Source organism: Leisingera sp. JC1, assembly GCF_001679925.1.
GTDB lineage: Bacteria > Pseudomonadota > Alphaproteobacteria > Rhodobacterales > Rhodobacteraceae > Leisingera.
On record NZ_LYUZ01000113.1, the window covers coordinates 1 to 22,630 of the forward strand.

Consider the following 22,630-nt stretch of genomic DNA (forward strand, 5'->3'; position numbering starts at 1 on the left):
GTGTTACCCGGCTGGCGGAGGCGGCGGTGGAGGCGGCGGCAGGATGGGGAACAGCTGCGCCAGCTCCATCACTTCGCCTGCGCGTTTCCAGCCGTCCTGGCCAGGGGTCCAGACGTGGGTCTCGCGGGTCAGGGTGCCGTCCTGCGCCATCCGCCCCATCCGCGCCTTGGAAAACGGGCCGGAGGTCTGCCCGTCCACGGCGATGTGCCAGACGTGCTCCACCGGCGGCGGGGGCGGGGCCACGGGCGCCGCTGGTTGCGGCGCAGCGGGTTCGGGCCGTGCGCCCCATGGCCCGGTCGGCTGACCCGCTGCCTGAGAGGGGGCGCCTCCCTGCAGGGCCTGGCCCATCTGCTGCGCCATCGCCATACCCATGCCCATTCCCATACCGGCACCCATGCCGCTGTTCGGGGTTTTCGCGGCGGCGGTCATTGCCTCAGCTGCCGAAAACTGCGTGTAGCGGCCCAGATCGCCCAGCACGCCCATCTGGGTGCGCTTGTCCATGGCTTCCTCCACCGCGGGCGGCAGCGAGATGTTCTCAATGTAAAGCTCCGGCATCATCAGGCCGTAGTCCGCCAGGGTGCCGGAGATCTCCGCGGCCACCAGCTTGCCCAAGTCGGCGGTATTGGCGGCCATGTCCAGCACCGGAATGCCGGAGCCTGCAATCACGCGGGAGAACTCCTGCACGATGATATTGCGGATCTGGTAGGAGATTTCGTCCATGGTGAATTCACCATCGGTGCCGACGACCTCGCTCAGGAAGCGGGCCGGGTCGGCGACCTTGATCGTATAAGTGCCATAGGCGCGCAGCCGGACCGGGCCGAATTCCGGGTCGCGGCAGATAATCGGGTTCTTGGTGCCCCACTTCAGGTCGCTGAAGCGGGTGGTGTCGACAAAGTAGACTTCAGACTTGAAGGGCGACTGGAAGGCGTGATCCCAGTGCTGCAGCGTGGTCATGATGGGCATGTTGTTGGTCTCGAGCATATAGAGACCCGGCGTAAACACATCCGCCAGCTGGCCCTCGTGCACGAACACTGCCGCCTGGCCCTCGCGCACCGTCAGCTTGGCACCGTATTTGATCTCATGGCCCTCGCGCTCGAACCGCCAGACCATGGTGTCATGGGTGTCATCCACCCAGTGAATGACATCAATGAATTCGCCTTTGAGAAAATCGAAAATACCCATGTTTCAGGTCCTCTTCCTGTGGCGGCCTACAATTCCCGGCCCATCGCCTCGCGGGCGAGAATGCGGATGATGGGGCGGGCCTCTTCCAGGCTCATCCCCGCCTTAAGTCTTGGATCATACAGCATCTGCAGCAGCTTTTCGTCAAAGCTGGTCAGCAGCGCAAATTCGTCGTCGTCGTTGAAGATCGAGGGGCGCGCGCGCGGGCTGTCGTTCCTGAGGCCCAGGCCTTGCGCCACTTCCTCGTGCACACAGCTCTTGCGCACCAGGTCGGGATGCTCGGCCCGGATCAGTGCAACTCCGCGGGTATAGGACAGCGGATCGCCCTGCGGCCCGCCTGCGACCACCAGGCAGTAATAGCTGCGCGGCGGCGCGGCCAGCAGCGACAGGTCCCGCGCGCTGATTGAGGGCAGCAGTTCGCGCACCCGTTCAGCGACATAGGCGCTGTCGTCGAGGCTGGCAAAGATCACGTGGAAATTGGCGCGCCCGCTGACGGTGCTGATGGAATGGCCGGTGATCCGCGCCAGCCGCGCCGCATAGTCTGCCAGTGTTTCCCGGTCCTGCGCCCGCTGGCCCGCCTGAACCGAGGGGCCGAATTCTGCCGCGATACGCACCGGCCCGGCCCAGCGGCCCAGACCGCCGGAGATGCCGGCGCCGCCGTATTCGTCATAAAAGGCCAGCTGTTCAAAGCTTCTGGCCAGATCCTCTGCGTCATAAGGCGTGTCCGGCCCGCCGCCATCGGTGCGCAGCAACCCGCGGGTCATCAGGTCCCGCTGCAGCGCATTGTAGTAATAGGCCAGTTGGGCGCTGTCGGCAGAGGGTTTGTAGACCGCAGGCTGGGGCACCGCGGGCCGGGCCTGCGGCACCAGCGATTCCGCTTGATCAAAGGGCAGGCAGGCCGTGAGCGCAGCCAGCCCGGCAAGGGCCGCCACGCTCTTCCACAGTGTCTGGACTGCCTGCACTCCTGCTGCCTTTCTTAGTTCGGTACGGCGGTGCCGGTGTTGTCGCCAACCCCGTCGCGCCGGGCCTTGGCGGCAGCCAGCGTGTCACGCAGCTCCGCCTCCATTTTCTGCAGGTCTTCCTCTGCCGCGGCGCGTTTGGCCTTGCCCTCATCCGCGATCCTGAGGCTGTCCTGAATGGTGCCGATCAGGTCTGCGTTGGCCTGTTTCACCGCTTCGATATCAAACACTCCGCGCTCCATTTCCTGGCGGATCATCTCGTTCGATTGGCGCAGGTTGGCGGCGTTGGAAGTGAGCAGCTCATTGGTCAGGTCATTGGCGTCGCGCACTGCTGCGGCGGCCTGGGCCGAACGCTGGATGGTCAGCGCCTGGGCCAGCTGGGTCTCCCACAGCGGCACGGTGTTGACCAGAGTCGAGTTGATCTTGGTCACCAGCGACTTGTCGTTTTCCTGCACCAGCCGGATCGAGGGCAGCGACTGCATGGTGACTTGGCGGGTTAGCTTCAGGTCATGCACCCGGCGCTCGAGGTCGTCACGGGCGGCACGCAGGTCGCGGAGCTCCTGCGCCTTCATCACCTGATCGCCTTCGGGGGCTGCCTGCACCTCGGCCTCCTTGGCCGGGATGGCGGTGCCGTCCAGCTCTGCCAGCTTGGCCTCGCCAGCAGCGATATAGAGCGCCAGCTCATCGTAGAATTGCAGCGTCTTTTCATAGAGAAGGTCGAGCGATTTGATGTCTTTCAGCAGGGTGTGCTCATGGCCCAGGAGGTCGTCGGTGATCTTGTCGATCTGCCCCTGCACGGTTTCATAGCGCGCGGTGAACTTAACAAATGGCGTTGCCTTGCCCAACAGCCGCTCCCAGAAGGTTGGCTTGCGGCGGATGTCGAGCTCGGACACCGAAAACCCTCGGATCGTGGTCACGATGTTGCGCAGGCTATCGCCCGCAGGCCCCACGTCCTTGTTGCGCACATCAGACAGCATCGCCTGGCTGATGGTCTGCAGTTCCGCCTGCGCAGCAGAGCCGAAATGGATGATCGAATTGGTGTCCTCCATGTCGATCTGGTCCATCCGCTGCCGGATCGCATCGCTGGTCGGCTCGTCAGCCTGCTCCAGCGGCTGCACCTCGGTCACGGGTTCAGGCAGCTCAATGGCGGTGACTTCTGTTACCAGGGCTTCGGCCTGGGCGGCTTTCTGTTGAACGGCTTCAGACATGAATGGCTCCCCTTAATCAGTTCTGGTCCAGATGGACCCCTTCACGCTGCAACCGGTCGCGCAGCACATCAATTTCAATGGTCAGGTCCGTGCGGTCTTCCACCATCATCTTGCGGGTGCGCGCGGCAAAGTTCTGTTCCAGATCATCCAGCAGCGCCATGTAATCGGCGCGGGCCTGGGCGTCCTGGCTGCGGGCATAGATATCGGCGAATTTCACTGTCGCGTCGCGGGCGCCCTGCAGGTAGACGGTCAGGTATTTGCGGGCGGCGGTCAGGTCGCGCGGGTCTTCTTCGACCGTGCGGAACAGCTCGCGGGCGACGGACTGGAACTGCTCGACCCGCGCCTCGACAGTCCGGTCCCGGGCGCGCAGGGCGGCGTCTTTCATCGCGTCAAGGTTTTCCTCGGCTTCATCCACCGCACGGGCCACGCGTGATTGCTGGAAATCGTCGACGCCTTCGACGCCTTTGTCCTTCATCGGGTCAATGCCAAAGGCAGTGATGTGCAAACCTGCTGCTGCCGCGCCATAGATTACGGCAATAAGGATACCCGGTTCGGCTCTCCAGGCGGCCAACGCCGCGCCGCCGCCTGCCAGAAGTGCTGCCAGAACCTTGCGGGGCAGGGCAGGTTTACGTGCCACCTTGCGGGCGGTATAGGCAGCCTCTGCTTTCAGCCCCTCGCGCAGCAGGAAGGCGCCGCCTGTCCACAGGCCTGCACCAATAAGCCCCAGTGCCAGGCCGGTGGCACCATCGTTCAAAGAAAACAGGGTGAGGATCGCAGGCGGCACGAACAGCACATTGGCGCGCACTCCGACCGGGTCCACCTGCGCATTTCGGTAAGACTGCTGAGGGGGTGTGTCCTGAGCGGCAGGCTTGCCGTCCGGGCTGTATTTGCCGCCATAACGCTGTGCCATGCGGTCAGCCTCCCACGATCCAGCCGGTGCTGAGGCCGAACATCAGGATCAACAGGGCAGCATAGGCAAGTTTCTGCACGCAAAGGCCCCCTAAAACCGCCAGCGAAGATTAACTGATTGGAAATCTAGGGGATAGCTGGCGGTGTTGCTAGGGGGAAGTCTGCGGGAATTGGCTCAGCGCCGGGGATTCTTGCCGATCGGACGCTTGCCGCCGCCGCGCTGGGCGGGGCGGTCGCCGCGCGGCGCTGCGGGCTTGCCGCCCGGTTTCCCGGCTTTCGCCGGTGCCTTTCCTGCCGGTTTACTGCCGGGCTTGCCCGCGGGTCTGCCAGCAGGCTTGCCGCCGCGGGACCGGGTGGGGCGGCCTGCCGGCTTTTCCTCTTCCGGCTCCAGCCCCAGCTGGTCGCGCACCACGCGTGGACGCAGTTCTTCCACGTCGCCCGGCTTCAGATCGCCCAGCTGGAACGGCCCGTAGGACACCCGCAAGAGCCTGTTCACGCTATAGCCGATATCCTCCATCGCGCGGCGGATCTCGCGGTTCTTGCCCTCGCGCAGGCCGACGGTCAGCCAGGCATTGGCGCCCTGCTGGCGGTCCAGCGACACGGTCATCGGCTGGAATTTCTCGCCCTCGATCACCAGGCCCTTGCGCAGCGGGGCAAAATCCTCGTCCTTGGGGCGGCCGTTGATCCGCACCCGGTAGCGGCGCAGCCAGCCGGTCGAAGGCAGCTCCAGCTTGCGCTTGATGCCGCCATCGTTGGTCAGCAGCAGCAGGCCTTCGGAGTTGAGGTCGAGGCGGCCGACCGTCATCACCCGCGGCATGTCTTCCGGCAGCTCGTCAAAGATCGTCTTGCGGCCCTTTTCGTCGCTGTTCGATGTCACCAGCCCGGTGGGCTTGTAATACAGCCACATCCGCGGCGCCTCGGCCTCCGGCAGCGGCTGGCCGTCAACGCTGATCCGGTCCGCAGCCGTTACATTCAGCGCCGGGCTGTCGATCTTGTTGCCATTCACCGACACGCGGCCCTCGGCAATCATGCGCTCTGCCTCACGGCGCGAGGCAACGCCTGCGCGCGACAGGACCTTGGCAATGCGGTCGCCTTCGGGCGCGGTGCCTTCAGGTTTTGCAGGCGCTTTGCGGGGCTGGGATTTCGGGGCCGGTTTGCCCTTGGGGGATGCGGGTGTTTTGCTCATGCCTGTGCCATAGAGCATTCCGCCGCCTTGCGAAAGCGGGCATTCGCGGGCAGGAAGGGGCATGGCATTCAAATCTCATATGGACAAGGCGCTGGTACAGGCACGGGCGGCGGCAGAGCGCGGCGAGGTTCCCGTCGGCGCCGCATTGATTGCGCCGGACGGGCAGGTGGCAGCGCTGGCAGGCAACCGCACCCGCGAACTGAACGATCCCACCGCCCACGCCGAGATCCTGACCATCCGCGAAGCTTGCGCGCACCTGGGCAGCGAGCGTCTTACAGGCTACGACCTCTATGTGACGCTGGAGCCCTGTGCGATGTGCGCCGCCGCCATCGCCGCCGCCCGCATCCGCCGGGTGTACTATGGTGCCGCCGACCCTAAATCCGGCGGGGTGGCGCATGGTGCCTGTGTGTTCTCCCATCCGCAGGCGCATCACGCGCCAGAGGTTTATGACGGGATTGCGGAAGGGGAGGCCAGCGCGCTGCTCAAGGAGTTCTTCGCCGGGAAACGCTGAACCCTGCCGGCCGGGACGGAACTTTGACTGTTGCCGGGTTAGGTCAAGTGTCCTATAAGGGCCATTAGGTCAAATGTCCTAGGGGCCGGAATGACGCAGGAAAGCACCAAAGACCGGATTGCAGAGGCCGCGGACCAGCTGTTTTATGAGCGCGGGTTCGAGACGACTTCCTTTGCGGATATCGCAGCGGCGGTTGGCATCTCGCGCGGCAATTTCTATTATCATTTCAAGACCAAGGACGAGATTCTTGAAGCGGTGATCGCGCGCCGTCTGGCCGCGACCCGCGCTATGCTGAACACCTGGCAGGCCGAAGGCGCCGGCCCGGAACAGCGGATCACCTGTTTCATCCGCATTCTGATCGCCAACCAGTCCAAGATCACCCTTTATGGCTGCCCGGTCGGCACGCTGGTGACGGAACTGGGTAAGCTGAACCATGCGGCGCAGGATCAGGCCAGTGCGGTATTCACCCTGTTTCGCACCTGGCTCTGCCGCCAATTCGAAGAGCTGGGCTGCGGCACGGAATCGGACGCCCTGGCCATGCATCTGCTGGCACGCAGTCAGGGTGCTGCAACGCTGGCGCAGGCTTTTGGCGATGTGGATTTCATCAATCGCGAAGTGGCGCTTATGCAGGACTGGCTTGGCGGTCAGCTGCCACAGGATCACCCCCGCTAATTCACATCACAGGAGACGAACATGTATTTCATTTTGCTGACATTTGCGGCGCAGAAAGACCGGCTGGCCGAATATCTGGACGGCCACAAGGCCTGGCTGCAGCAAGGGTTCGAAGACGGGGTGTTCCTTGCCGCCGGGTCCATGACCGATGGCGAAGGCGGCGCGATCCTTGCCGTGGGCGAAAGCGAGGGGGACCTGTTTGCCCGTGTCGCGCAAGATCCCTTTGTGACCGGCGGCGTGGTGGAGCCGGAGATCATTGGCGTGGCGCCGACCATGATGGATCCCCGGCTGGATTTCCTGCGGGGCGGCGAATGAGCCGCATTTTCACCGCCGCCGATGGCCATCCCCGCTGTGCCTGGGCTGGCTCGGCGCCGGATTTCCTGCGGTACCACGACGACGAATGGGGCTATCCGGTGGGCGACGATATCCGCCTGTTCGAGAAGGTGTGTCTGGAAAGCTTCCAGTCCGGTCTCAGCTGGCGGACCATTCTGGACAAGCGCGAGAACTTCCGCGCCGCTTTTGCCGGGTTCGACTTCAACGAGATGGCGGAATTCGGCGTGAGGGACGTGGAGCGGCTGTTGCAGGATAAGGGCATCATCCGCCACCGCGGCAAGATCGAGGCGGTGATCAACAATGCTGCCCGGGCGAAGGAACTGGTGGCGGAGGCTGGGTCGCTGGCGGCATTCTTCTGGAGTTTTGAACCGAAGCCGGAGGACTTGCCGGAACCGCAGACCGCCTCTACCAGTCCTGAGTCCGTGGCGCTGTCCAAGGCGCTCAAGAAACGCGGCTGGAAATTTGTCGGCCCCACCACCGCCTTTGCGTTCATGCAGGCGATGGGGCTGATCAATGACCACGCCCGCGGCTGCATCTGCCGCGAAAAGGCGGCCGAGGCGCGCGCGGCGTTTGCCGTGCCGCAGCTGAAACCGGTGGCCTGAATCCTGTGTGCGCCGGGCCGCCAGGCCCGGCGCCACGCCCAACGGGAGCGGATCTGCCCTGCAGATCCGGCGACGGGCGGGAGGCCACCCGCCTGGCCGCGGTTCAGATCTCGATTGCCTTCATTACTTCCGGTTCAATTACCTCCACGCCCGGCAATCCCTCGATCAGATCCTTGGCGTCCTGCTCCAGCACCGGGAAGCTCTTGTAGTGGCAGGGAATCACCCTCTTGAAATTGAAATAGCGCTTGGCCGCATAAGCCGTCTGTTTCATGTCCATGGTGAAATGGCCGCCCGCCGACAGGATGCCCACGTCCGGTTTGTAATAGTCGCCCATCCACTCCATGTCGGCCATGATCGCGGTGTCGCCGGACAGGTAGACCGTCTTGCCCTCTGCCATCAGCATGTAGCCGACTTCCGAGCCGCCGGTGCGCAGCCCGTCCTGGGTATTGAAGGTGGAGCTGTGCGAGGCCGGCACCATTGCAACCTTGACGCCGCCGAGGTCCACGGTGCCGCCCTTGTTGAAGCCGGTGGTCTGCACGCCCTCGGTCTCGCCCCAGAGGCCCATCAGGTCGTATTGCCCCACCACCGGCACCTCAAGCCGCTTCGCCAAGGGCAGCACGTCCACCACATGGTCGAAATGCACATGGGTCAGCAGTATGTGAGTGGCACCTGCAACCGCCGCCTCGTGGCTTTCTTCGGGCAAGACCGGGTTGCCGCTCAGCCAGGGGTCCACCAGCAGCACCAGGCCGCTTGTTTCGATACGGAATGAGCCGTGGCCCAGCCAAATGATCTTCATCGGTTTTTCCTCCCGTTGGCCTTGCTGTTGTTCTTGGCGGCAGCCTAACAGGCTGCGGGCGAAAAGGAATGCGGACGTGCCGGAAATTATGCCTGCGGGTCTGATTGCCGCCCGGCCGCCCGTTGCAGGCTTGCAGCGCAGGCGGCACGGCGGTAAATGCCTACCCAACACCAGATGAGGGTTTCCATGTCGATTGACCAAAGCACCGCCGCCAAGGTGGCCAAACTGGCCCGGATCAAGGTCGAGGACGACGCTCTGCCGGCGCTGGCAGACGAGTTCAACAACATCCTGGGCTTCATCGAGCAGCTGAACGAGGTGGATGTCGAGGGCGTCGAGCCGATGACCTCCGTCACCCCGCAGCGCCTCAAGCGCCGCAAGGACGAAGTCACCGACGGAAGCCAGCAGGACAAGGTTCTGGCCAATGCGCCGGACGCCCGCGAAGGCTTCTTCGCAGTGCCCAAAGTCGTGGAGTAAGAGACATGAGCGATCTGAACAAACTGGGCCTGGCAGAGGCCCGCGACGCGCTGCGCAAGGGCGATACCACCTCCGTTGAACTGACCGAGGCCTGCCTCAAGGCAATCGACGCGGCTGACGCGCTCAATGCCTTCGTGCACAAGACGCCTGAGCTGGCGATGGAACGGGCCAAGGCCGCGGACGAGCGCATCAAGGCGGGCGATGCCCCCTCAATGTGCGGCCTGCCGATCGGCATCAAGGATCTGTTCTGCACCAAGGGCGTGCCCTCTCAGGCAGCCTCCAAGATTCTCGAAGGTTTCAAGCCGGAGTATGAATCCACCGTCAGCCAGAAGCTGGCCGATGCCGGTTCGGTCATGCTGGGCAAGCTGAACATGGATGAGTTCGCCATGGGCTCCTCCAATGAAACCTCCGTCTACGGCAATGCGGTCAGCCCATGGCGCCGCGGCAATGACGACGCCCAGCTGACCCCGGGCGGCTCCTCCGGCGGTTCCGCCTCTGCCGTGGCAGCAGACCTCTGCCTCGCGGCCACCGGCACCGACACCGGCGGCTCGATCCGCCAGCCCGCCGCCTTCACCGGCACCGTCGGCATCAAGCCGACCTACGGCCGCTGCTCGCGCTGGGGCATCGTCGCCTTTGCCTCCTCGCTGGATCAGGCCGGCCCGATGACCAAGTCGGTGCGCGACGCCGCCATCATGCTGGAAACCATGTGCGGCCACGACCCCAAGGATTCTACCTCTGCCGAACTGGCGGTGCCGGATTTCGAGGCGATGCTGACCGGCGACATCCGCGGCAAGAAGATCGGTATCCCCAAGGAATACCGCATGGACGGCATGCCGGGTGAAATCGAGAAGCTGTGGTCCGATGGCGCCGAAATGCTGAAGGCTGCCGGTGCCGAGATCGTCGATATCTCGCTGCCCCACACCAAGTATGCGCTGCCCGCGTATTATGTGATTGCCCCGGCTGAGGCCTCCTCGAACCTGGCGCGCTATGATGGCGTCCGTTACGGCCGCCGCGCCACGCTGGAAGCCGGCGACGGCATCACCGAGATGTACGAGAAGACCCGCGCCGAGGGCTTCGGCCACGAAGTGCAGCGCCGTGTGATGGTCGGCACTTATGTGCTGTCGGCTGGCTTCTATGACGCCTATTACAACCGTGCCCGCCGCGTCCGCACCCTGATCAAGAAGGACTTCGAAGACGCCTTTGCCGCAGGTGTCGATGCGATCCTGACCCCGGCGACCCCGTCCGCGGCCTTTGGCCTGGGCGAGATGACCGAGGCGGATCCGGTGCAGATGTACCTGAACGACGTGTTCACCGTCACCGTGAACCTGGCGGGCCTGCCGGGTGTCGCGGTGCCTGCTGGCCTTGATAAGCAGGGCTTGCCGCTGGGGCTGCAGCTGATCGGCAAGCCCTGGGAAGAGGGTGATCTGCTGAACACTGCCTATGCGCTGGAGAATGCGGCCGGCTTTGTAGCCAAGCCGCAGCAATGGTGGTAAACATCTGCGCAAGAAATTGAGCAGAGCTGACAGGTACCCCATGCGCGCATTCGCATCTTACGCCGCCGCAGGCAGCCTTCTGGTTATGGCTGCCTGTTCCCCCCAGGTTCCGGACAGCGCCGCGGGCGTTGGCATTGACGGCGACCCGTTTGCGCCGGCGCCGGCCGCAGGCACCACCATCAATGGCGATCCGCTGGTGCCGCCTGCGCGGGTATCCACCGAGTCCGTGCCGTCCCCTTCAGGGGCTGCGCCGCGCAGCGCTGCCGCCACCACTTCGGCTGGCACCTTCAGCACCGCTGCGGCGGCGTCCAGCGATGCCGACATCGCCCGCCAGACAGAGGCAGCTCTGGCCGCCTCGCGCAGCAGTTCCAGCACCGGCACTGCGCCGCTGGATGCAAGCCCGTCAAATCCGGCACCGGTACTGATCGGCAATGCCAGTATTTCGGACGAGAATGACTTTGAGGCGGTTGCCTCCCGCCAGTCGATCGAAAGCGATGCCGCGCGGCTGCAGCGCCAGCGGTCGCAGTACCAGCAGGTGCAGCCCACTGCCGTGCCGCAGCGGGCCGGCGATACCGGGCCGAACATTGTGAAATACGCGCTCAGCACCTCGAACCCGAAGGGCGTCCGGCTGTATACCCGCGCAGGCATCAACCTGAAGGCCCGCAGCGCGCGTAACTGCGCCGAGTTTGCGTCGCCGGATCAGGCCCAGATCGCGTTCCTCGAGAGCGGCGGCCCTCAGCGGGACCGCAAGGTGCTGGACCCGGACGGCGACGGCTTTGCCTGCGGCTGGGATCCGGCGCCCTATCGGCTGGCTGTCCAGAACTGATGACGCCTGACACGGGCAGGGCTGATCAGCCAGGCGCCATTTGGCATCCCAGCCCGAACTTCGGGCCGCGCAGGGACGGTCTGACGCCGTCCCTGATTGTTTTGCACTACACCGCCATGGACAATGCGCGTGCGGCGCTGGAGCGGCTTTGCGACCCGGCAGCAGAGGTCTCCGCCCATTACCTGATCGGTGCGGATGGCACTCTCTGGCAGATGGTCACCGAGAGCAACCGCGCCTGGCATGCAGGTGCAGGAGAATGGGCCGGGCAGGACGACATCAACTCCCGTTCCATCGGTATCGAGCTCGACAACCGCGGCACCCATCCGTTCAGCGAGCCGCAGATGGCGGCGCTGGAGGCGCTGATGCGCGGTGTCATGCGGCGCTGGGACATTCCGGCTGAGGCGGTGATCGGCCATTCCTGCATGGCGCCAGGCCGCAAATGCGATCCCGGCCCGCGGTTCGACTGGGCGCGGCTGGCCCGGCAGGGGCTGGCAGCGGATGGCGCAGGCGCGCCGCCGCCGCAGTCCGTGACTTTTCCGGAGTTTCGCAAAGCCGCCGCCGCGGCCGGGTTTACGGCTCCGGCAGATGACGAGACCTTGCTGTCGGCGGTACGGCTTCGGTTCCGCCCGTGGGCACGCGGCCCGCTTGCCGCCGAAGACTTCCTTCCCCTTGGTCCCTCCGCCGGGTAAACGCCGCACTATCCGCTTGACGCCGCGCGCGGTTGTTCCTACGCCTCGCCTCGCGCAGAAGGCTGGATGGCCGCGGGGAGCGTCCGCTCCGCGAGGAAAGTCCGGACTCCATGAAGCAGCGGTGCCGGGTAACGCCCGGGCGGGGAAACCCGACGGAAAGCGCCACAGAAAACAGACCGCCAGCCTCCGGGCTGGTAAGGGTGAAACGGTGGGGTAAGAGCCCACCGCGCCCCTGGCAACAGGGGCGGCACGGCAAGCCCCACCGGGAGCAATGCCAAATAGGGTCCCCGCGCGGGCAGGTTCCGGTTCGCCGGAAAACCGCCGCTAGGTTCGCTTCAGCCGAGAGGGACCGGGTTGGCAGCTTGAGCGGCGCAGCAATGAGCCGCCTAGATGAATGGTCATCGATCCCTGCCTTACGGGGCAGGGGGGACAGGATCCGGCTTACAGGCCTTCTGCGCGTTTTACCGGCTCGTAAGCGGTGGCCGGCCCGGGAATTCCCTTCAAATCGAACTCTCCGGCTTCTTGTAAACCCGCGCCAATGGCCCGGGCTGTTGCCTCGCACAGCAGGATCTGCCCGCTGCCTGCCTTGTCGCACAGCCTGGCGGCCAGATTGGGGGCTGCGCCGATGGCTGCATAGTCCAGCCGGCCTTCGAAACCGATCTGACCCAGTGTAGCCTCGCCGGTGGCAATCCCGATCCCCAGGCCAATCCGGCTGCCGCCGGTTTGAAACGGCTGCACTGCGCCAGGAAAGGCATCCTGCATCTGTTCTGCCAGTGTCAGCGCCCGCTTGGCCGGATCCTCGCAGGGCAATGGCGCGTTGAACAGCACCAGCAGGCCGTCACCCAGAAACCGCTCCAGCGTGCCGCCGGCCTCCTCAATCAGCGGGCCAGAGGCCTGATGGAAGGCGTTGAGCGCGGCGATCACCTGCTCGGGGGCAACCGCACTGGCATAGGCGGTAAAGCCGCGCAGGTCGGCAAACAGAACCGTCACGGTGCGGCGCTGGCTGTTCAGCAGCGTGCTGCCGCCGCCCGCATTGACGATCATCGCTGCCACTGGCTCCGGCAGGAAACGGCGCAGCCTGTTGGTCCGTTCCAGCTCCGCGACCTGTTGCGCCACCTTGCGCTCCAGCTGGCTGTTCCAGGATTGCAGTTCTTCCTTCTGCGCATTGACTTCCTCATACAGCGCGCCCAGCTCCCGGCTCATGCTGTTGACGTTCCGTGCCAGCCCGCCGAATTCATCCTGGTTGGAAACTGTGGCCCGGGCGGTGAAGTTTCCGGAGGCGACGGCACCGAGAGTGCGGCCGATCTGCTCCACCGGCCACAGCACCGAGGAGGAAATTGCATAGCCCGCCAGCAGCGACAGCAGCACCGCGGCCACGCACGCCCCGATAACCAGGGCGCGGGCACGCACATAGGCGCGGGCCGTTTCCTGCGCACGCAGGTTCATCCGGGCCTCTATGTCCTTTGCGATTGTATAGGCGTCGCGCTGAATGCTCAGTGCAATCGGGGTAAACTGCTTCTCGACCAGTTCGGCAACCCCCGCGGTGCCGCCGGACTGCCGCGCCTGTGCGAGCGCCGATGCGACCGGCGGCAGGCGCTGTACAGTCCGCTGCAGAGCAGAAAGCCGGGGATCCCTCGGCAGATTTTGCCGTTCCACTTGCCGGACATAACGGGCGACAATGACCGTCAGGTCATTGGCTTCATTCAAGGCCTGTGCCACGGGCAGACCCATGCGGCCCGGCGTCTCTGAAATGCTGGCCAAGGCAAAGGCCAGCGAGTCGCCCGCGCTTTGGTAAAACCGGTTGTAGGCCGCGATTTGCTGCTGGTCCCTGATCAGCTGCCGGGTCCGCTCATTCGCCTGCTGCAGTGTTTGCAGCCCAAGCACTGCGAGAGCAATCACCAGCCCGGTTCCGGTCAGAAAGGCCGCCAGAAGTTTGTACCGCAACGAGACCTTCAAGCGGGCCACAGCGCGCACCAGAAGATTCGGTTGCGGATCTGTCTGGCGGGGGTCCCCTTGCTCAGGCATCAGCAGGGCTTTCGGTATGTGGCGCGGCGGGTTATGCCAATGAAATGGGGCAAACAGCTGTTAAGGCCATGTTTCACCGTGTCCTTGCTGGGGGAAGCAGCCTAAAATCCCGGTTCTGCCGTCTGGGGCGGCAGATTTGGCCTTCCGCGGCGGCTTCCGGGCGATTTGGCTGTTGACTTGGAGCACAGGGCGGGTAAAAGCCGGGCTTCAGATAGGAATTTACCGAGAGGCCCCTGCCTTTTCGGACGCAGGAGAAGCACCATGGCGAAGCCGACCACCATCAAGATCCGCCTGAACTCGAGCGCGGGCACCGGCCACTTCTATGTGACCAAGAAAAACGCACGCACCATGACCGAGAAAATGGTTGTGCGTAAGTATGACCCGGTTGTGCGCAAGCACGTCGAGTACAAAGAAGGCAAAATCAAGTAAGCCTTCCTTACTGACTGATTTCCGGAAACGGGTCGCGCTGCGCGGCCCGTTTTCTTTTGGGGCATGTTGTCCGCGGGCCTGCTGCCTTCAATTGTCGGAAAATACTGCGCGCATTATCCCGCGTCCCGGCACCTTCTCGCCCCATTTCACGCCTAGCCTGACGCCAGGGTGAACAAGTGAACGGGTGGATGTGCAGTGCGGGTTTTCTTCTTGGCAGCGGTAATGTCAGTGGCCGGAGCGCCGGTCTCCAGTTTCTTTGAGACCAAGGCGGCGGTGCCGCTGCCCCCGGTGGTCTCAACAGCGCCTTTGCCCGCAGCTGGAACTGCCGGGGAGGGCGGGGCAGCCCGGCAGATGGTTTCTGAACATAGTGTCGGCATCAACGGGCGCAGGCTGACCCTAAGCGTGATGCGCGAGGGCAGCGCCGGTGTTGCGGTGCTGAGCGCAGCCGGAACCAGTGCGGTCCCTGTTCTGCCAGCTATTGCGGAAGCCCAGTTGCGGGACGTGATCCGCAGTGCATCCGGCTGCCGTGTGGACGGGGCCCTGCGGCAGGTTGCCGGCCGGCAGGGGACACTTGCCATCTCCGCCGGCCTTGACTGCTCAGGCGTCTGACCTCAGGCGCGCCACTCTGCCACGGTCAGCACGGGTTCCATCCCCATACCCTGCATCAGCGCGGCGGAGGCGCTGTTGAACGGCGCATAGGTCGCGGCAACCACAGTTGCGCCTTCCGCCAGCGCCCGCGTCCTCATCGCCTCCACCAGCGCCTTGCCGACGCCCATCCGGCGCCAGGCTTCAGTTACCGAAATATGGTGCAGCATGGCGCGTTTCTCGGCCGCCCGGACGGGCAGGGCGGGTCGGTCCTGCAGTTCATAGATCAAGTAGCCCAGCAGCGCCCCCTGCGGGCTCTCAGCAGCCAGTGCGCAGACGTTGTCCTGCTGCAGCCAGTCCTGCAGCCAGGCGGCCAGATCATCGCTGCCAGGGGCCGGTACATGCCTCTCCGGCTGATGCTCTGCGTGCAGTGCGTGCAGGTCCTGCAGTAGCGGCAGCAAACGGCCTGCCTCGGAAGCCGGGATCTCAATGATTTTCACGGGTGTTCCCCTTGTTATTGTTGTTCAAATGAAAAGGGGCGGATCCTTGTGATCCGCCCCTCGCTGTTTGGAATGTGGCCTGCGGTTATTCGCGGTTACCAAGCAGCTGGAGCAGCATCATGAACATGTTGATGAAGTCCAGATAGAGGCTCAGGGCGCCCATGATCGCGGACTTTGCCAGCCACTCCTGGTCGCCGGCATGGGCCATCTGCAGGTAGTCGTTCTTGATGCGCTGGGTGTCATAGGCGGTGAGGCCTGCAAAGATCAGAACGCCGATCACCGAGATCGCAAACGCCATGGCGGAGGACGCCAGGAAGATGTTGACGATCGACGCCACGATCAGGCCGATCAGGCCCATGATCAGGAAGGAGCCCATGCCGCTGAGGTCCTTCTTGGTGGTGTAGCCCACCAGCGACAGGCCCGCAAAGGCGATGGAGGTGATCAGGAACACCTGCACGATGCTTTCGCCAGTGAAAACCAGGAAGATCGAGCTGATCGACAGGCCCATAACGGTGGCAAAGACATAGAACAGCAGCTGCACGCCGGCCGCCGACATGCGGCTGGCGGCGGCGCCGATGCCGAAGATGAACGCCAGCGGGGCAAACATGATGACCCACTTCAGCGGCGAGGCATAAAGCGCATAGCCGATGTTGGTCAGATACTTATCAGCGCTCAGCTGGGCCACGGCGTTGGCCGGATCCGAGGTGACGGCCAGCCCGGCAATCGCCCAAGCGGCCAGAAAGGTGATGAACGTCCCTGCCGACATGGTGGCATAGACTTTGTTCATATGGGCGCGGAGGCCCTCATCAATCTGCTGGGCGCGGGCGCCTGCGGCAGAGCGGATGGTGTCGAATTGTGCCATTTTGAATGGTCTCCGTAATCTACTCCCTCGCTGCCGACACGCGAAACGGACCGCGGGCCGCAGCTTTCCTGCCAAATATCGGGTGAAGCGGAGTTCGGTTCAAGTATTTCGGACAAAGAAATACATGAAAAACAATCAAACAGGCCGCAGGAGCGCGGCCCGTCTGCAAGGCGGCCTTTTGCTGACGTTCAGCCTGATCAGAAACTCCAGTGATCCGGCGCTTTCCAGAACCCGCCGCGGGCCTCAGCATCTGCCTGGGCGCGGGTCACGCCGATGTCCTCCAGCGCGCGGTCATCCAGCCGGGACAGCTGGCGGCGCTGGCGCCAGGCCGCCATGTGCAGCCGCAGGCGTGCGGTCACGGAAAGCTGCGGTTTCACGCGGTGGCAAGAGGGGGTGCAGGCAGAGGTTGCGAGGGTCATTGGCTTGGTCCTTCAGTTGAGTTTGTGATGCATCCCTTCTGGGTGATCAATTGTGTTGATGAATATGGTCCCATGTGGCATATTTTTAAAACGAATGTTTTTGATCCAATGAATCAGGTTTTGTGATGGTAAGAAATCTCGATATCACCACGCTCCGCTCTTTTGTGGCGGTGGCGGAATACGGCGGGGTGACCCGCGCCGCCGGTTTCCTGCATCTGACCCAGTCAGCGGTCTCGATGCAGATGAAGCGGCTGGAGGAGCTGCTGGGGCTGGAACTGCTGGACCGCTCCGGGCGGACGATTGCGCTGACGGCCGAGGGCGAGCAGATGCTGGGTTATGCCCGCAAGATGGTGGCGCTGAACGATGAAGTGATCAGCCGGCTGACAGATCAGGCCTTTGAGGGCGAGGTGCTGCTGGGGGTGCCGCATGACGTGGTGCACCCGGTCATCCCGCAGGTGCTGAAGCGGTTCAGCCTCAGCTACCCGCGGGTCAATGTGAACCTCTGCACGTCCAACACCCGCGATCTGAAGACTGAGTTTGCGCGCGGCGCCTTCGACCTGATCCTGACGACTGAGACCGGCGCGGGCGAGGGCGGCGAGACGATCCACAGCATGCCGCTGCGCTGGGTTGGTGCTCCGGACGGGGCAGTCTGGCGGCAGCGGCCCTTGCGGCTTGGCTTCTGCCGCAACTGCAGTTTCCGCCCGGTCGCCACCGCGGCGCTGGATGAGGCCGGTATCGAATGGGAAATGGCGCTGGACAGCGATTCCGACCGCACGGTCGAGGCAACCGTCAGTGCGGACCTCGCCGTCGGCGTGCTGCTGGAGGGCACCCAGCCGTCCTATCAGGAGCTGATCGGTGCGGGCTGCGGCCTGCCGGAACTGCCGATGCAGCACATCAACCTCTACGGCGCAGAGCGCGTGCATGCGCCCTATGTCGAGGAACTGGCGGAGTTCATCCGGCAGGGGTTCCAGGGGCTTTGGTCAACGCCGCTGCGCGCCGCCAGCTGAGCGGCAAGCAAAGGAGAACTCCCGCGCCCGCAGGCTGCCCTGGCTTTGCCAGCGCATCCTTGGCGGCCTTGGGCCAGGCTCAGCGCCAGAGGCGCTGAGCCTGGCCCAACCGATGCGGTGTATTTCGCAGAAGTGCTTTGCCTGCGGGCGGGAGCCCTGACTTCGGCCGCTGGCCCTGTCAGCTGCCGCCCATGGTGATCACTACCTTGCCGGTGGACTTGCGGCTGCGCAGCAGTTCCAGCCCTTCCGCGGCCTGCGCCAGCGGCAGGGTGTGGCTGATATGCGGTTTGATCCGGCCCTCGCCATGCCAGGCAAACAGCGTCTCAAACGACTGCCGCACCGCCTCTGGGCGGAACTTCATGTATCCGCCCAGATAAAAGCCGATCACTGTCAGGTTCTTCACCAGCAGGTGGTTGGCCGGGATCTGCGGCACTTCGCCGCCGGCGAAACCGACCGGCAGCAGCCGCGCACCGGGATTGGCAGAGCGGAAAGCCGCCTTCCAGACATCGCCGCCGATTGCGTCATAGACCACATCGGCCCCGCCAAGCGCCTTGACCGCGCCGCGCAGGTCCTCGCCGGCATCAATCAGATGGTCGGCGCCTGCGGCAGCGGCCACATCCAGCTTGTCCCGGCCGCGGGCCTGGGCAATCACCGTTGCGCCCATCAGCTTGCCGATCTCTACCGCGGTCAGCCCGACGCCGCCTGCGGCACCGGTTACCAGCAGGGTCTCGCCGGGTTGCAGGCGGGCGCAGTGATCCAGCGCCATATGGCTGGTGCCATAGGCGATCTGCATCGCCGCGGCATGTTCAAAACTCATCGTATCGGGAATCCGGATCAGCCGTGCGGTATCAAAGACACCAGCCTCCGCCAGCCCGCCGGAGCCGCAAAACACCGCCACCCGGTCGCCGACCGCAAAGCCTTCGGTGCCGCGGCCAAGTGCTGTCACCACCCCGGCGGCCTCCAGCCCCAGGGTGAAAGGCGGTTCAGGCGTGTCCTGATAGGTGCCCTTCGTCATCAGCAGGTCAGCAAAGTTCAGGCCGCAGGCATGAAGGGCAACTGCCGCTTCGCCCGGACCGGGTGCCGGGCATTGCGTTTCCGTCAGAATTGGCGGTGTGCCAAAAGCGGAGACTTGGAAAGCCTGCATGTGTTCTCCTCACCTTTTGCGGGAATCACCGTGATTCGCCGGGGCACACTGCCGGGGCGCACCTGCGGCCTGCACCTCGCTATTTCTGGGGAGGTACGCGATCCCCAGCCATTTGGCAATAAAACGTTTGGGAAAATGCTTCGTGAAATCATGCGCTTGAGACTTTAGGCCACGTCATGCGCGACGGCAGTCTTGCAATCAACCGTAAGGGTTGTACACTTTTGCTCAGAGGTTGAAGACTGATCGCGCTGATGGGGAAACAAGTCTCCGGCAGGCATCCAAAGCTGCCAGAACTGTTTGATTGGTAGCGCGGTTCTGGTTTTGGCCGAAATGACAGTTAGGAGAAACGCATGGCTCATCCCGTAGACGTGCACGTGGGAAAGCGCATCCGCCACCGCCGGTGGCTGATTGGCATGACGCAGCAGCAGCTTGCCGAGCAGGTCGGTATCAAGTTCCAGCAGATCCAGAAATATGAAACCGGTGCCAACCGGGTCAGCGCTTCCCGTTTGTGGGATATTTCCGACGCGCTGGAAGTTCCGGTGAGCTTCTTCTTCGAAGGCTTGCAGGAAGAGGGCAAGGCCCCGGCGGAAAAGGCCTCCGTGCCAGAGGACCTGATGGGTGACAAGGAAGCCCTCGATCTGGTGCGGTCCTATTACTCGATTCCGGAAAATCAGCGCCGCCGCCTGTTTGAACTGGCCCGCGTGCTGAGCGACGTCGCCTGAGACGGGGCAGGGTCCGGATCTGGATCCGGGCCTGTCAGGGTATTGCAGCGCAAAACCGGTGAGTGGCGGGGTTTGCGCTTGCAAAGAAAGCGCCTGAGTGGCACCCGTTCGGGTATGACACAGGCATCACTCACGGACCTCGACGTAGCGAACAGGATGGCAGACGCGGCGCGCGTTGCCATCCTGCCGCATTTCAGAACATCCACTTTGAATGCCGAGAACAAGCTCGAGGGCGGGTTTGATCCGGTGACCGTGGCCGACCGCGCCGCCGAACAGGCAATGCGGGCGGTGCTGGCAGAACTGCGTCCCGCCGATGGCATCCTGGGCGAGGAGTTCGGTACAAGCGCCGGCACGTCCGGGCGCACCTGGGTGCTGGATCCTATCGACGGCACCCGCGGCTTCATCAGCGGCACACCGACCTGGGGGGTGCTGATTGCGCTCGCGGACGAAAATGGCCCCTTCCTCGGCGTGATCGACCAGCCCTACACCGGGGAGCGTTTTTGCGGCGGGGCGGAGATTGCTTCGATGACCGGTCCGCTAGGCGAGATGCCCTTGAAGACCCGCGGCACTGCAGCCCTGTCGGAGGCAATTCTGTTCACTACATTCCCTGAGGTCGGAACCACTGCGGAGCGGGCAGGATTTGAACGTGTCGCGGCGCAAGCCAAGCTCACGCGGTACGGTATGGATTGCTACGCTTATGCGCTGGTGGCGGCAGGGCAGGCGGATCTGGTGATCGAGGCAGGCCTCAACGCCTATGACATCCAAGCGCCGATTGCGGTGATCCGGGCAGCGGGCGGCATTGTGACTGACTGGGACGGCAAGCCGGCCCACAACGGCGGCCGCGCCCTGGCTGCTGCCAATGCTGAACTCCATGCGGCGGCGCTGGACCTGCTGCGCCAGACCTGAGTGGGTTGAAAATGGCAGCCCCGGCCTGTAGTTTCAGTGCAGGCCGGTTCTTCGCCCGTTTTCCATCGGCCAATCACACATTCCTATGAAGCGGGCTGTCTATTGGAGTGTGTGGATATGACAGAGATCCTGATTCAAAACGCAGATACCGTCCTGACGATGGACGATTCACGCCGTGTGCTGCATGGCGCCGATGTGCTGATCCGCGGCGGCGTGATTGCCGGGGTGGGGCAAGGGCTGGAGACCAGCGGTGACGTGGTCTCAGGCCGCGGCTGCGTCATTACCCCGGGGCTGGTGAACACCCACCACCACCTGTACCAGAACCTGACCCGCGCAGTGCCGGGCGGTCAGGACGCGCTGCTGTTCGGCTGGCTGCAAACGCTGTACCCGATCTGGTCGCGTTTTGGCCCCGAAGAGATGTTCATCTCCACCCAGCTGGGTCTTGCCGAACTGGCACTGTCGGGCTGTACCCTCAGCTCCGACCACTTGTACCTTTATCCCAACGGCTCCCGGCTGGAGGACACCATCCATGCCGCCCGCGATATCGGTGTGCGGTTCCATCCGACTCGTGGCGCCATGAGCATCGGCGAAAGCGACGGCGGCCTGCCGCCCGACGGCTTGGTCGAGGATGAGCGCGCCATTCTCGACGACATGACCCGGGTGGTGGACGCCTTCCATGACCCTTCTGAAGGTTCCATGTGCCGGGTCGGTCTGGCGCCGTGCTCGCCGTTCTCCGTCAGCCGCGAGCTGATGCGCGATGCTGCGCTGCTGGCCCGCGACAAAGGCGTGATGCTGCACACCCATCTGGCCGAGAACGACGAGGACATTGCCTATTCCGAGGCCAACTTCGGCTGCCGCCCCGGCCAATATGCCGAGGAGCTGGGCTGGACCGGCGATGATGTCTGGCACGCGCATTGTGTCAAGCTAGACGCGCAAGAGATTGATCTTTTTGCAAGAACCCGGACCGGGGTTGCCCATTGCCCGTGTTCGAACTGCCGCCTTGGCAGCGGCATTGCGCCGGTGCGTGCGATGCGCGATGCGGGCGTGCCGGTGGGGCTGGGCGTGGACGGTTCTGCCAGCAACGATATGGCCAGTCTCTCGGCGGAGGCGCGCCAGGCGATGCTGCTGCAGCGGGTTGCAAACGGCGCGGATGCGATGAGTGCCTATGAAGCGCTGGAAATTGCCACCCGAGGCGGTGCCGATGTGCTAGGCCGCCCCGATTGCGGCCGCCTGGAGCCGGGTAAGCGCGCCGACATTGCAATCTGGGACACCAAGGGCGTGGCTTCCAGCGGCAGCTGGGACGCCGCAGCCCTGCTGCTGGCCGGCCCAACTCAGGTCAAACACCTGTTTGTCGAAGGCAAGCAGATCATCCGCGGCGGTGAGCTGACCACCCTGGACCTGCCGCGTCTCATCGAACGCCACGGCAAACTGGCGCACAAGCTGATGGAGGTGTGACGCCGTGACGATTGGGCGGTTTGCAACGGCGTTCCTTGTTCTTTGGTCTATGCAGGCCCAGGCGCAAGATGTGGACCGTTCCGCTGCCCAGGCCAACATCAACGGCTTGCGTGCAGACTCCGGGCTGCCGCCGCTGGCCTATTCCGCCGGGCTGGAGAAGGCCGCGCTGGCCCATGCCGGGGATATGGCGCGCAAAGGGTTCTTTTCCCACACCGGCAGCAGCGGCAGCACGCTTGGCACCCGCCTGACGCACGCTGGCTACGGCTGGTGCGCGGCGGCTGAGAACATTGCAATGGGCCAGCCCGGGCTGGCCGAGGCGATGGCCAGCTGGCAGGCTTCCCGCGGCCACCGCAGAAACATGCTCAGCCGCGAGGTGACCGAGTTCGCCATCGCCCGCGGTGCGGGCAATGTCTGGGTGATGGTGCTGGCGCGTCCGGGCTGCTGAAGCCGCGCTGCTATCTGCCCGTAACCGGCTTGCCGCCGATCCAGACCTCGGCAATGGCCCGGTCGTCGCCCATCATGAGGGTCGGGAACACCGCTTCCCAGATGTCTTCTGCCCGTGCGGACCGCTGGGCAATGGCCGGAGTGGAGGCAAGGTCCAGCACCACCAGATCCGCCTCCATGCCGGGTGCGGTATTGCCGATCTTCGCCTCCATCCGCAGCGCTGTGGCGGAGCCTTGGGTCGCCAGCCACAGCAGCTGCGCTGCGTGCAGGGGTGTGCCGCGCAGCTGCTGTGGCT

General features: G+C 64.2%; 26 protein-coding genes, 1 other RNA gene and 1 pseudogene. 16 read left to right on the forward strand and 12 right to left on the reverse strand.

What is annotated here, in order from left to right; translation table 11 throughout:
• Nucleotides 1-3 precede the first annotated feature (3 nt).
• The 5 genes from A9D60_RS18220 to A9D60_RS18240 all read right to left on the reverse strand — a co-directional run bounded on the left by A9D60_RS18220 (nucleotide 4) and on the right by A9D60_RS18240 (nucleotide 5,504).
• Nucleotides 4-1,182: an SPFH domain-containing protein gene (locus A9D60_RS18220; RefSeq protein WP_065268908.1), complete on the reverse strand. Its 1,179-nt coding sequence runs from the start codon at nucleotides 1,180-1,182 to the stop codon at nucleotides 4-6.
• A gap of 26 nt (nucleotides 1,183-1,208) precedes the next feature.
• Nucleotides 1,209-2,141 carry a DUF2927 domain-containing protein gene (locus A9D60_RS18225; protein WP_175392984.1) on the reverse strand — a complete coding sequence of 311 codons (933 nt, stop codon included), beginning with the start codon at nucleotides 2,139-2,141 and terminating at the stop codon, nucleotides 1,209-1,211.
• Nucleotides 2,142-2,155: 14 nt separating this feature from the next.
• Entirely contained in the window at nucleotides 2,156-3,346 is a 1,191-nt protein-coding gene (locus tag A9D60_RS18230) for a toxic anion resistance protein (RefSeq protein WP_065268909.1), read from the reverse strand.
• Between the two features lie 16 nt (nucleotides 3,347-3,362).
• Nucleotides 3,363-4,256: a 5-bromo-4-chloroindolyl phosphate hydrolysis family protein gene (locus A9D60_RS18235; RefSeq protein ID WP_065268910.1), complete on the reverse strand. Its 894-nt coding sequence runs from the start codon at nucleotides 4,254-4,256 to the stop codon at nucleotides 3,363-3,365.
• 174 nt (nucleotides 4,257-4,430) lie between these two features.
• Nucleotides 4,431-5,504 carry a pseudouridine synthase gene (locus A9D60_RS18240; RefSeq protein ID WP_065268911.1) on the reverse strand — a complete coding sequence of 358 codons (1,074 nt, stop codon included), beginning with the start codon at nucleotides 5,502-5,504 and terminating at the stop codon, nucleotides 4,431-4,433.
• Between A9D60_RS18240 and A9D60_RS18245 the strand changes: the two genes are divergently transcribed.
• The 4 genes from A9D60_RS18245 to A9D60_RS18260 all read left to right on the forward strand — a co-directional run bounded on the left by A9D60_RS18245 (nucleotide 5,503) and on the right by A9D60_RS18260 (nucleotide 7,559).
• On the forward strand, nucleotides 5,503-5,952 hold the full coding sequence (locus tag A9D60_RS18245; RefSeq protein ID WP_065268912.1) for a nucleoside deaminase: 450 nt from the start codon (nucleotides 5,503-5,505) through the stop codon (nucleotides 5,950-5,952). The two genes, A9D60_RS18240 and A9D60_RS18245, sit on opposite strands and share 2 nt — an antisense overlap.
• A 90-nt stretch (nucleotides 5,953-6,042) precedes the next feature.
• Nucleotides 6,043-6,624: a TetR/AcrR family transcriptional regulator gene (locus A9D60_RS18250; RefSeq protein ID WP_065268913.1), complete on the forward strand. Its 582-nt coding sequence runs from the start codon at nucleotides 6,043-6,045 to the stop codon at nucleotides 6,622-6,624.
• A 21-nt stretch (nucleotides 6,625-6,645) separates the two neighbouring features.
• On the forward strand, nucleotides 6,646-6,939 hold the full coding sequence (locus A9D60_RS18255) for a YciI family protein (RefSeq protein ID WP_065268914.1): 294 nt from the start codon (nucleotides 6,646-6,648) through the stop codon (nucleotides 6,937-6,939).
• The gene (locus tag A9D60_RS18260; protein ID WP_065268915.1) at nucleotides 6,936-7,559 is read left to right on the forward strand and encodes a DNA-3-methyladenine glycosylase I; all 624 of its coding nucleotides are present in this window, start codon (nucleotides 6,936-6,938) and stop codon (nucleotides 7,557-7,559) included. The genes A9D60_RS18255 and A9D60_RS18260 overlap by 4 nt, the downstream gene beginning before the upstream one ends.
• Nucleotides 7,560-7,662: 103 nt before the next feature.
• On the opposite strand, the gene A9D60_RS18265 is transcribed toward A9D60_RS18260, so the two are convergent.
• A complete protein-coding gene (locus tag A9D60_RS18265; protein ID WP_065268916.1) occupies nucleotides 7,663-8,355 on the reverse strand; it encodes a metal-dependent hydrolase in 693 nt (230 codons plus the stop codon).
• Between the two features lie 186 nt (nucleotides 8,356-8,541).
• On the opposite strand from A9D60_RS18265, the gene gatC reads away from it, so the two are divergent.
• The 5 genes from gatC to rnpB all read left to right on the forward strand — a co-directional run bounded on the left by gatC (nucleotide 8,542) and on the right by rnpB (nucleotide 12,297).
• Nucleotides 8,542-8,829 (forward strand): Asp-tRNA(Asn)/Glu-tRNA(Gln) amidotransferase subunit GatC, encoded by a 288-nt coding sequence (gatC, locus tag A9D60_RS18270; RefSeq protein ID WP_019295734.1) that lies wholly within the window; start codon nucleotides 8,542-8,544, stop codon nucleotides 8,827-8,829.
• A gap of 5 nt (nucleotides 8,830-8,834) precedes the next feature.
• Nucleotides 8,835-10,322, forward strand: coding sequence for an Asp-tRNA(Asn)/Glu-tRNA(Gln) amidotransferase subunit GatA (gene gatA, locus A9D60_RS18275; protein WP_065268917.1), 1,488 nt, complete (start codon nucleotides 8,835-8,837; stop codon nucleotides 10,320-10,322).
• 40 nt (nucleotides 10,323-10,362) lie between these two features.
• Nucleotides 10,363-11,148, forward strand: coding sequence for a hypothetical protein (locus A9D60_RS18280; protein ID WP_065268918.1), 786 nt, complete (start codon nucleotides 10,363-10,365; stop codon nucleotides 11,146-11,148).
• Nucleotides 11,148-11,837 carry an N-acetylmuramoyl-L-alanine amidase gene (locus tag A9D60_RS18285; protein WP_065268919.1) on the forward strand — a complete coding sequence of 230 codons (690 nt, stop codon included), beginning with the start codon at nucleotides 11,148-11,150 and terminating at the stop codon, nucleotides 11,835-11,837. The genes A9D60_RS18280 and A9D60_RS18285 overlap by 1 nt, the downstream gene beginning before the upstream one ends.
• Before the next feature lie 54 nt (nucleotides 11,838-11,891).
• Nucleotides 11,892-12,297, forward strand: an RNA gene (gene rnpB / locus A9D60_RS18290) — RNase P RNA component class A.
• Between the two features lie 83 nt (nucleotides 12,298-12,380).
• Here the strand turns inward: rnpB and A9D60_RS27385 are convergent.
• A pseudogene (locus A9D60_RS27385) lies at nucleotides 12,381-13,862 on the reverse strand (adenylate/guanylate cyclase domain-containing protein); the annotation flags it as partial.
• 261 nt (nucleotides 13,863-14,123) lie between these two features.
• Here A9D60_RS27385 and rpmG point away from each other — a divergent pair.
• On the forward strand, nucleotides 14,124-14,291 hold the full coding sequence (gene rpmG, locus A9D60_RS18305) for a 50S ribosomal protein L33 (RefSeq protein ID WP_008554190.1): 168 nt from the start codon (nucleotides 14,124-14,126) through the stop codon (nucleotides 14,289-14,291).
• 222 nt (nucleotides 14,292-14,513) lie between these two features.
• The gene (locus A9D60_RS18310; RefSeq protein ID WP_065268922.1) at nucleotides 14,514-14,900 is read left to right on the forward strand and encodes a hypothetical protein; all 387 of its coding nucleotides are present in this window, start codon (nucleotides 14,514-14,516) and stop codon (nucleotides 14,898-14,900) included.
• Between the two features lie 2 nt (nucleotides 14,901-14,902).
• Here the strand turns inward: A9D60_RS18310 and A9D60_RS18315 are convergent, their stop codons facing one another.
• From A9D60_RS18315 to A9D60_RS18325, 3 genes are all read right to left on the reverse strand, one after another.
• Nucleotides 14,903-15,376, reverse strand: a complete 474-nt coding sequence (locus tag A9D60_RS18315; RefSeq protein WP_065268923.1) for a GNAT family N-acetyltransferase — start codon at nucleotides 15,374-15,376, stop codon at nucleotides 14,903-14,905.
• An 85-nt stretch (nucleotides 15,377-15,461) separates the two neighbouring features.
• Nucleotides 15,462-16,238, reverse strand: a complete 777-nt coding sequence (locus A9D60_RS18320) for a Bax inhibitor-1/YccA family protein (RefSeq protein WP_065268924.1) — start codon at nucleotides 16,236-16,238, stop codon at nucleotides 15,462-15,464.
• A gap of 197 nt (nucleotides 16,239-16,435) precedes the next feature.
• Nucleotides 16,436-16,657, reverse strand: a complete 222-nt coding sequence (locus A9D60_RS18325) for a DUF1127 domain-containing protein (RefSeq protein ID WP_065268925.1) — start codon at nucleotides 16,655-16,657, stop codon at nucleotides 16,436-16,438.
• Between the two features lie 125 nt (nucleotides 16,658-16,782).
• Between A9D60_RS18325 and A9D60_RS18330 the strand changes: the two genes are divergently transcribed.
• The gene (locus A9D60_RS18330; protein WP_065268926.1) at nucleotides 16,783-17,664 is read left to right on the forward strand and encodes a LysR family transcriptional regulator; all 882 of its coding nucleotides are present in this window, start codon (nucleotides 16,783-16,785) and stop codon (nucleotides 17,662-17,664) included.
• A 178-nt stretch (nucleotides 17,665-17,842) separates the two neighbouring features.
• Here the strand turns inward: A9D60_RS18330 and A9D60_RS18335 are convergent, their stop codons facing one another.
• On the reverse strand, nucleotides 17,843-18,808 hold the full coding sequence (locus tag A9D60_RS18335; RefSeq protein WP_065268927.1) for an NADPH:quinone oxidoreductase family protein: 966 nt from the start codon (nucleotides 18,806-18,808) through the stop codon (nucleotides 17,843-17,845).
• Between the two features lie 350 nt (nucleotides 18,809-19,158).
• Here A9D60_RS18335 and A9D60_RS18340 point away from each other — a divergent pair, with 350 nt between their 5' ends.
• From A9D60_RS18340 to A9D60_RS18355, 4 genes are all read left to right on the forward strand, one after another.
• Nucleotides 19,159-19,530, forward strand: a complete 372-nt coding sequence (locus A9D60_RS18340) for a helix-turn-helix domain-containing protein (protein ID WP_019295723.1) — start codon at nucleotides 19,159-19,161, stop codon at nucleotides 19,528-19,530.
• 114 nt (nucleotides 19,531-19,644) lie between these two features.
• Complete coding sequence (gene hisN, locus A9D60_RS18345; protein ID WP_065268928.1) at nucleotides 19,645-20,436, forward strand: histidinol-phosphatase; 792 nt, start codon at nucleotides 19,645-19,647, stop codon at nucleotides 20,434-20,436.
• A 117-nt stretch (nucleotides 20,437-20,553) separates the two neighbouring features.
• Nucleotides 20,554-21,891, forward strand: coding sequence for an 8-oxoguanine deaminase (locus A9D60_RS18350; RefSeq protein WP_065268929.1), 1,338 nt, complete (start codon nucleotides 20,554-20,556; stop codon nucleotides 21,889-21,891).
• Between the two features lie 49 nt (nucleotides 21,892-21,940).
• Nucleotides 21,941-22,336, forward strand: a complete 396-nt coding sequence (locus tag A9D60_RS18355; RefSeq protein WP_065268930.1) for a CAP domain-containing protein — start codon at nucleotides 21,941-21,943, stop codon at nucleotides 22,334-22,336.
• A 10-nt stretch (nucleotides 22,337-22,346) separates the two neighbouring features.
• On the opposite strand, the gene A9D60_RS18360 is transcribed toward A9D60_RS18355, so the two are convergent.
• Nucleotides 22,347-22,630, reverse strand: a 284-nt coding sequence (locus A9D60_RS18360; protein WP_141117972.1) for an amidohydrolase family protein, incomplete at its 5' end; no start/stop codon positions are given.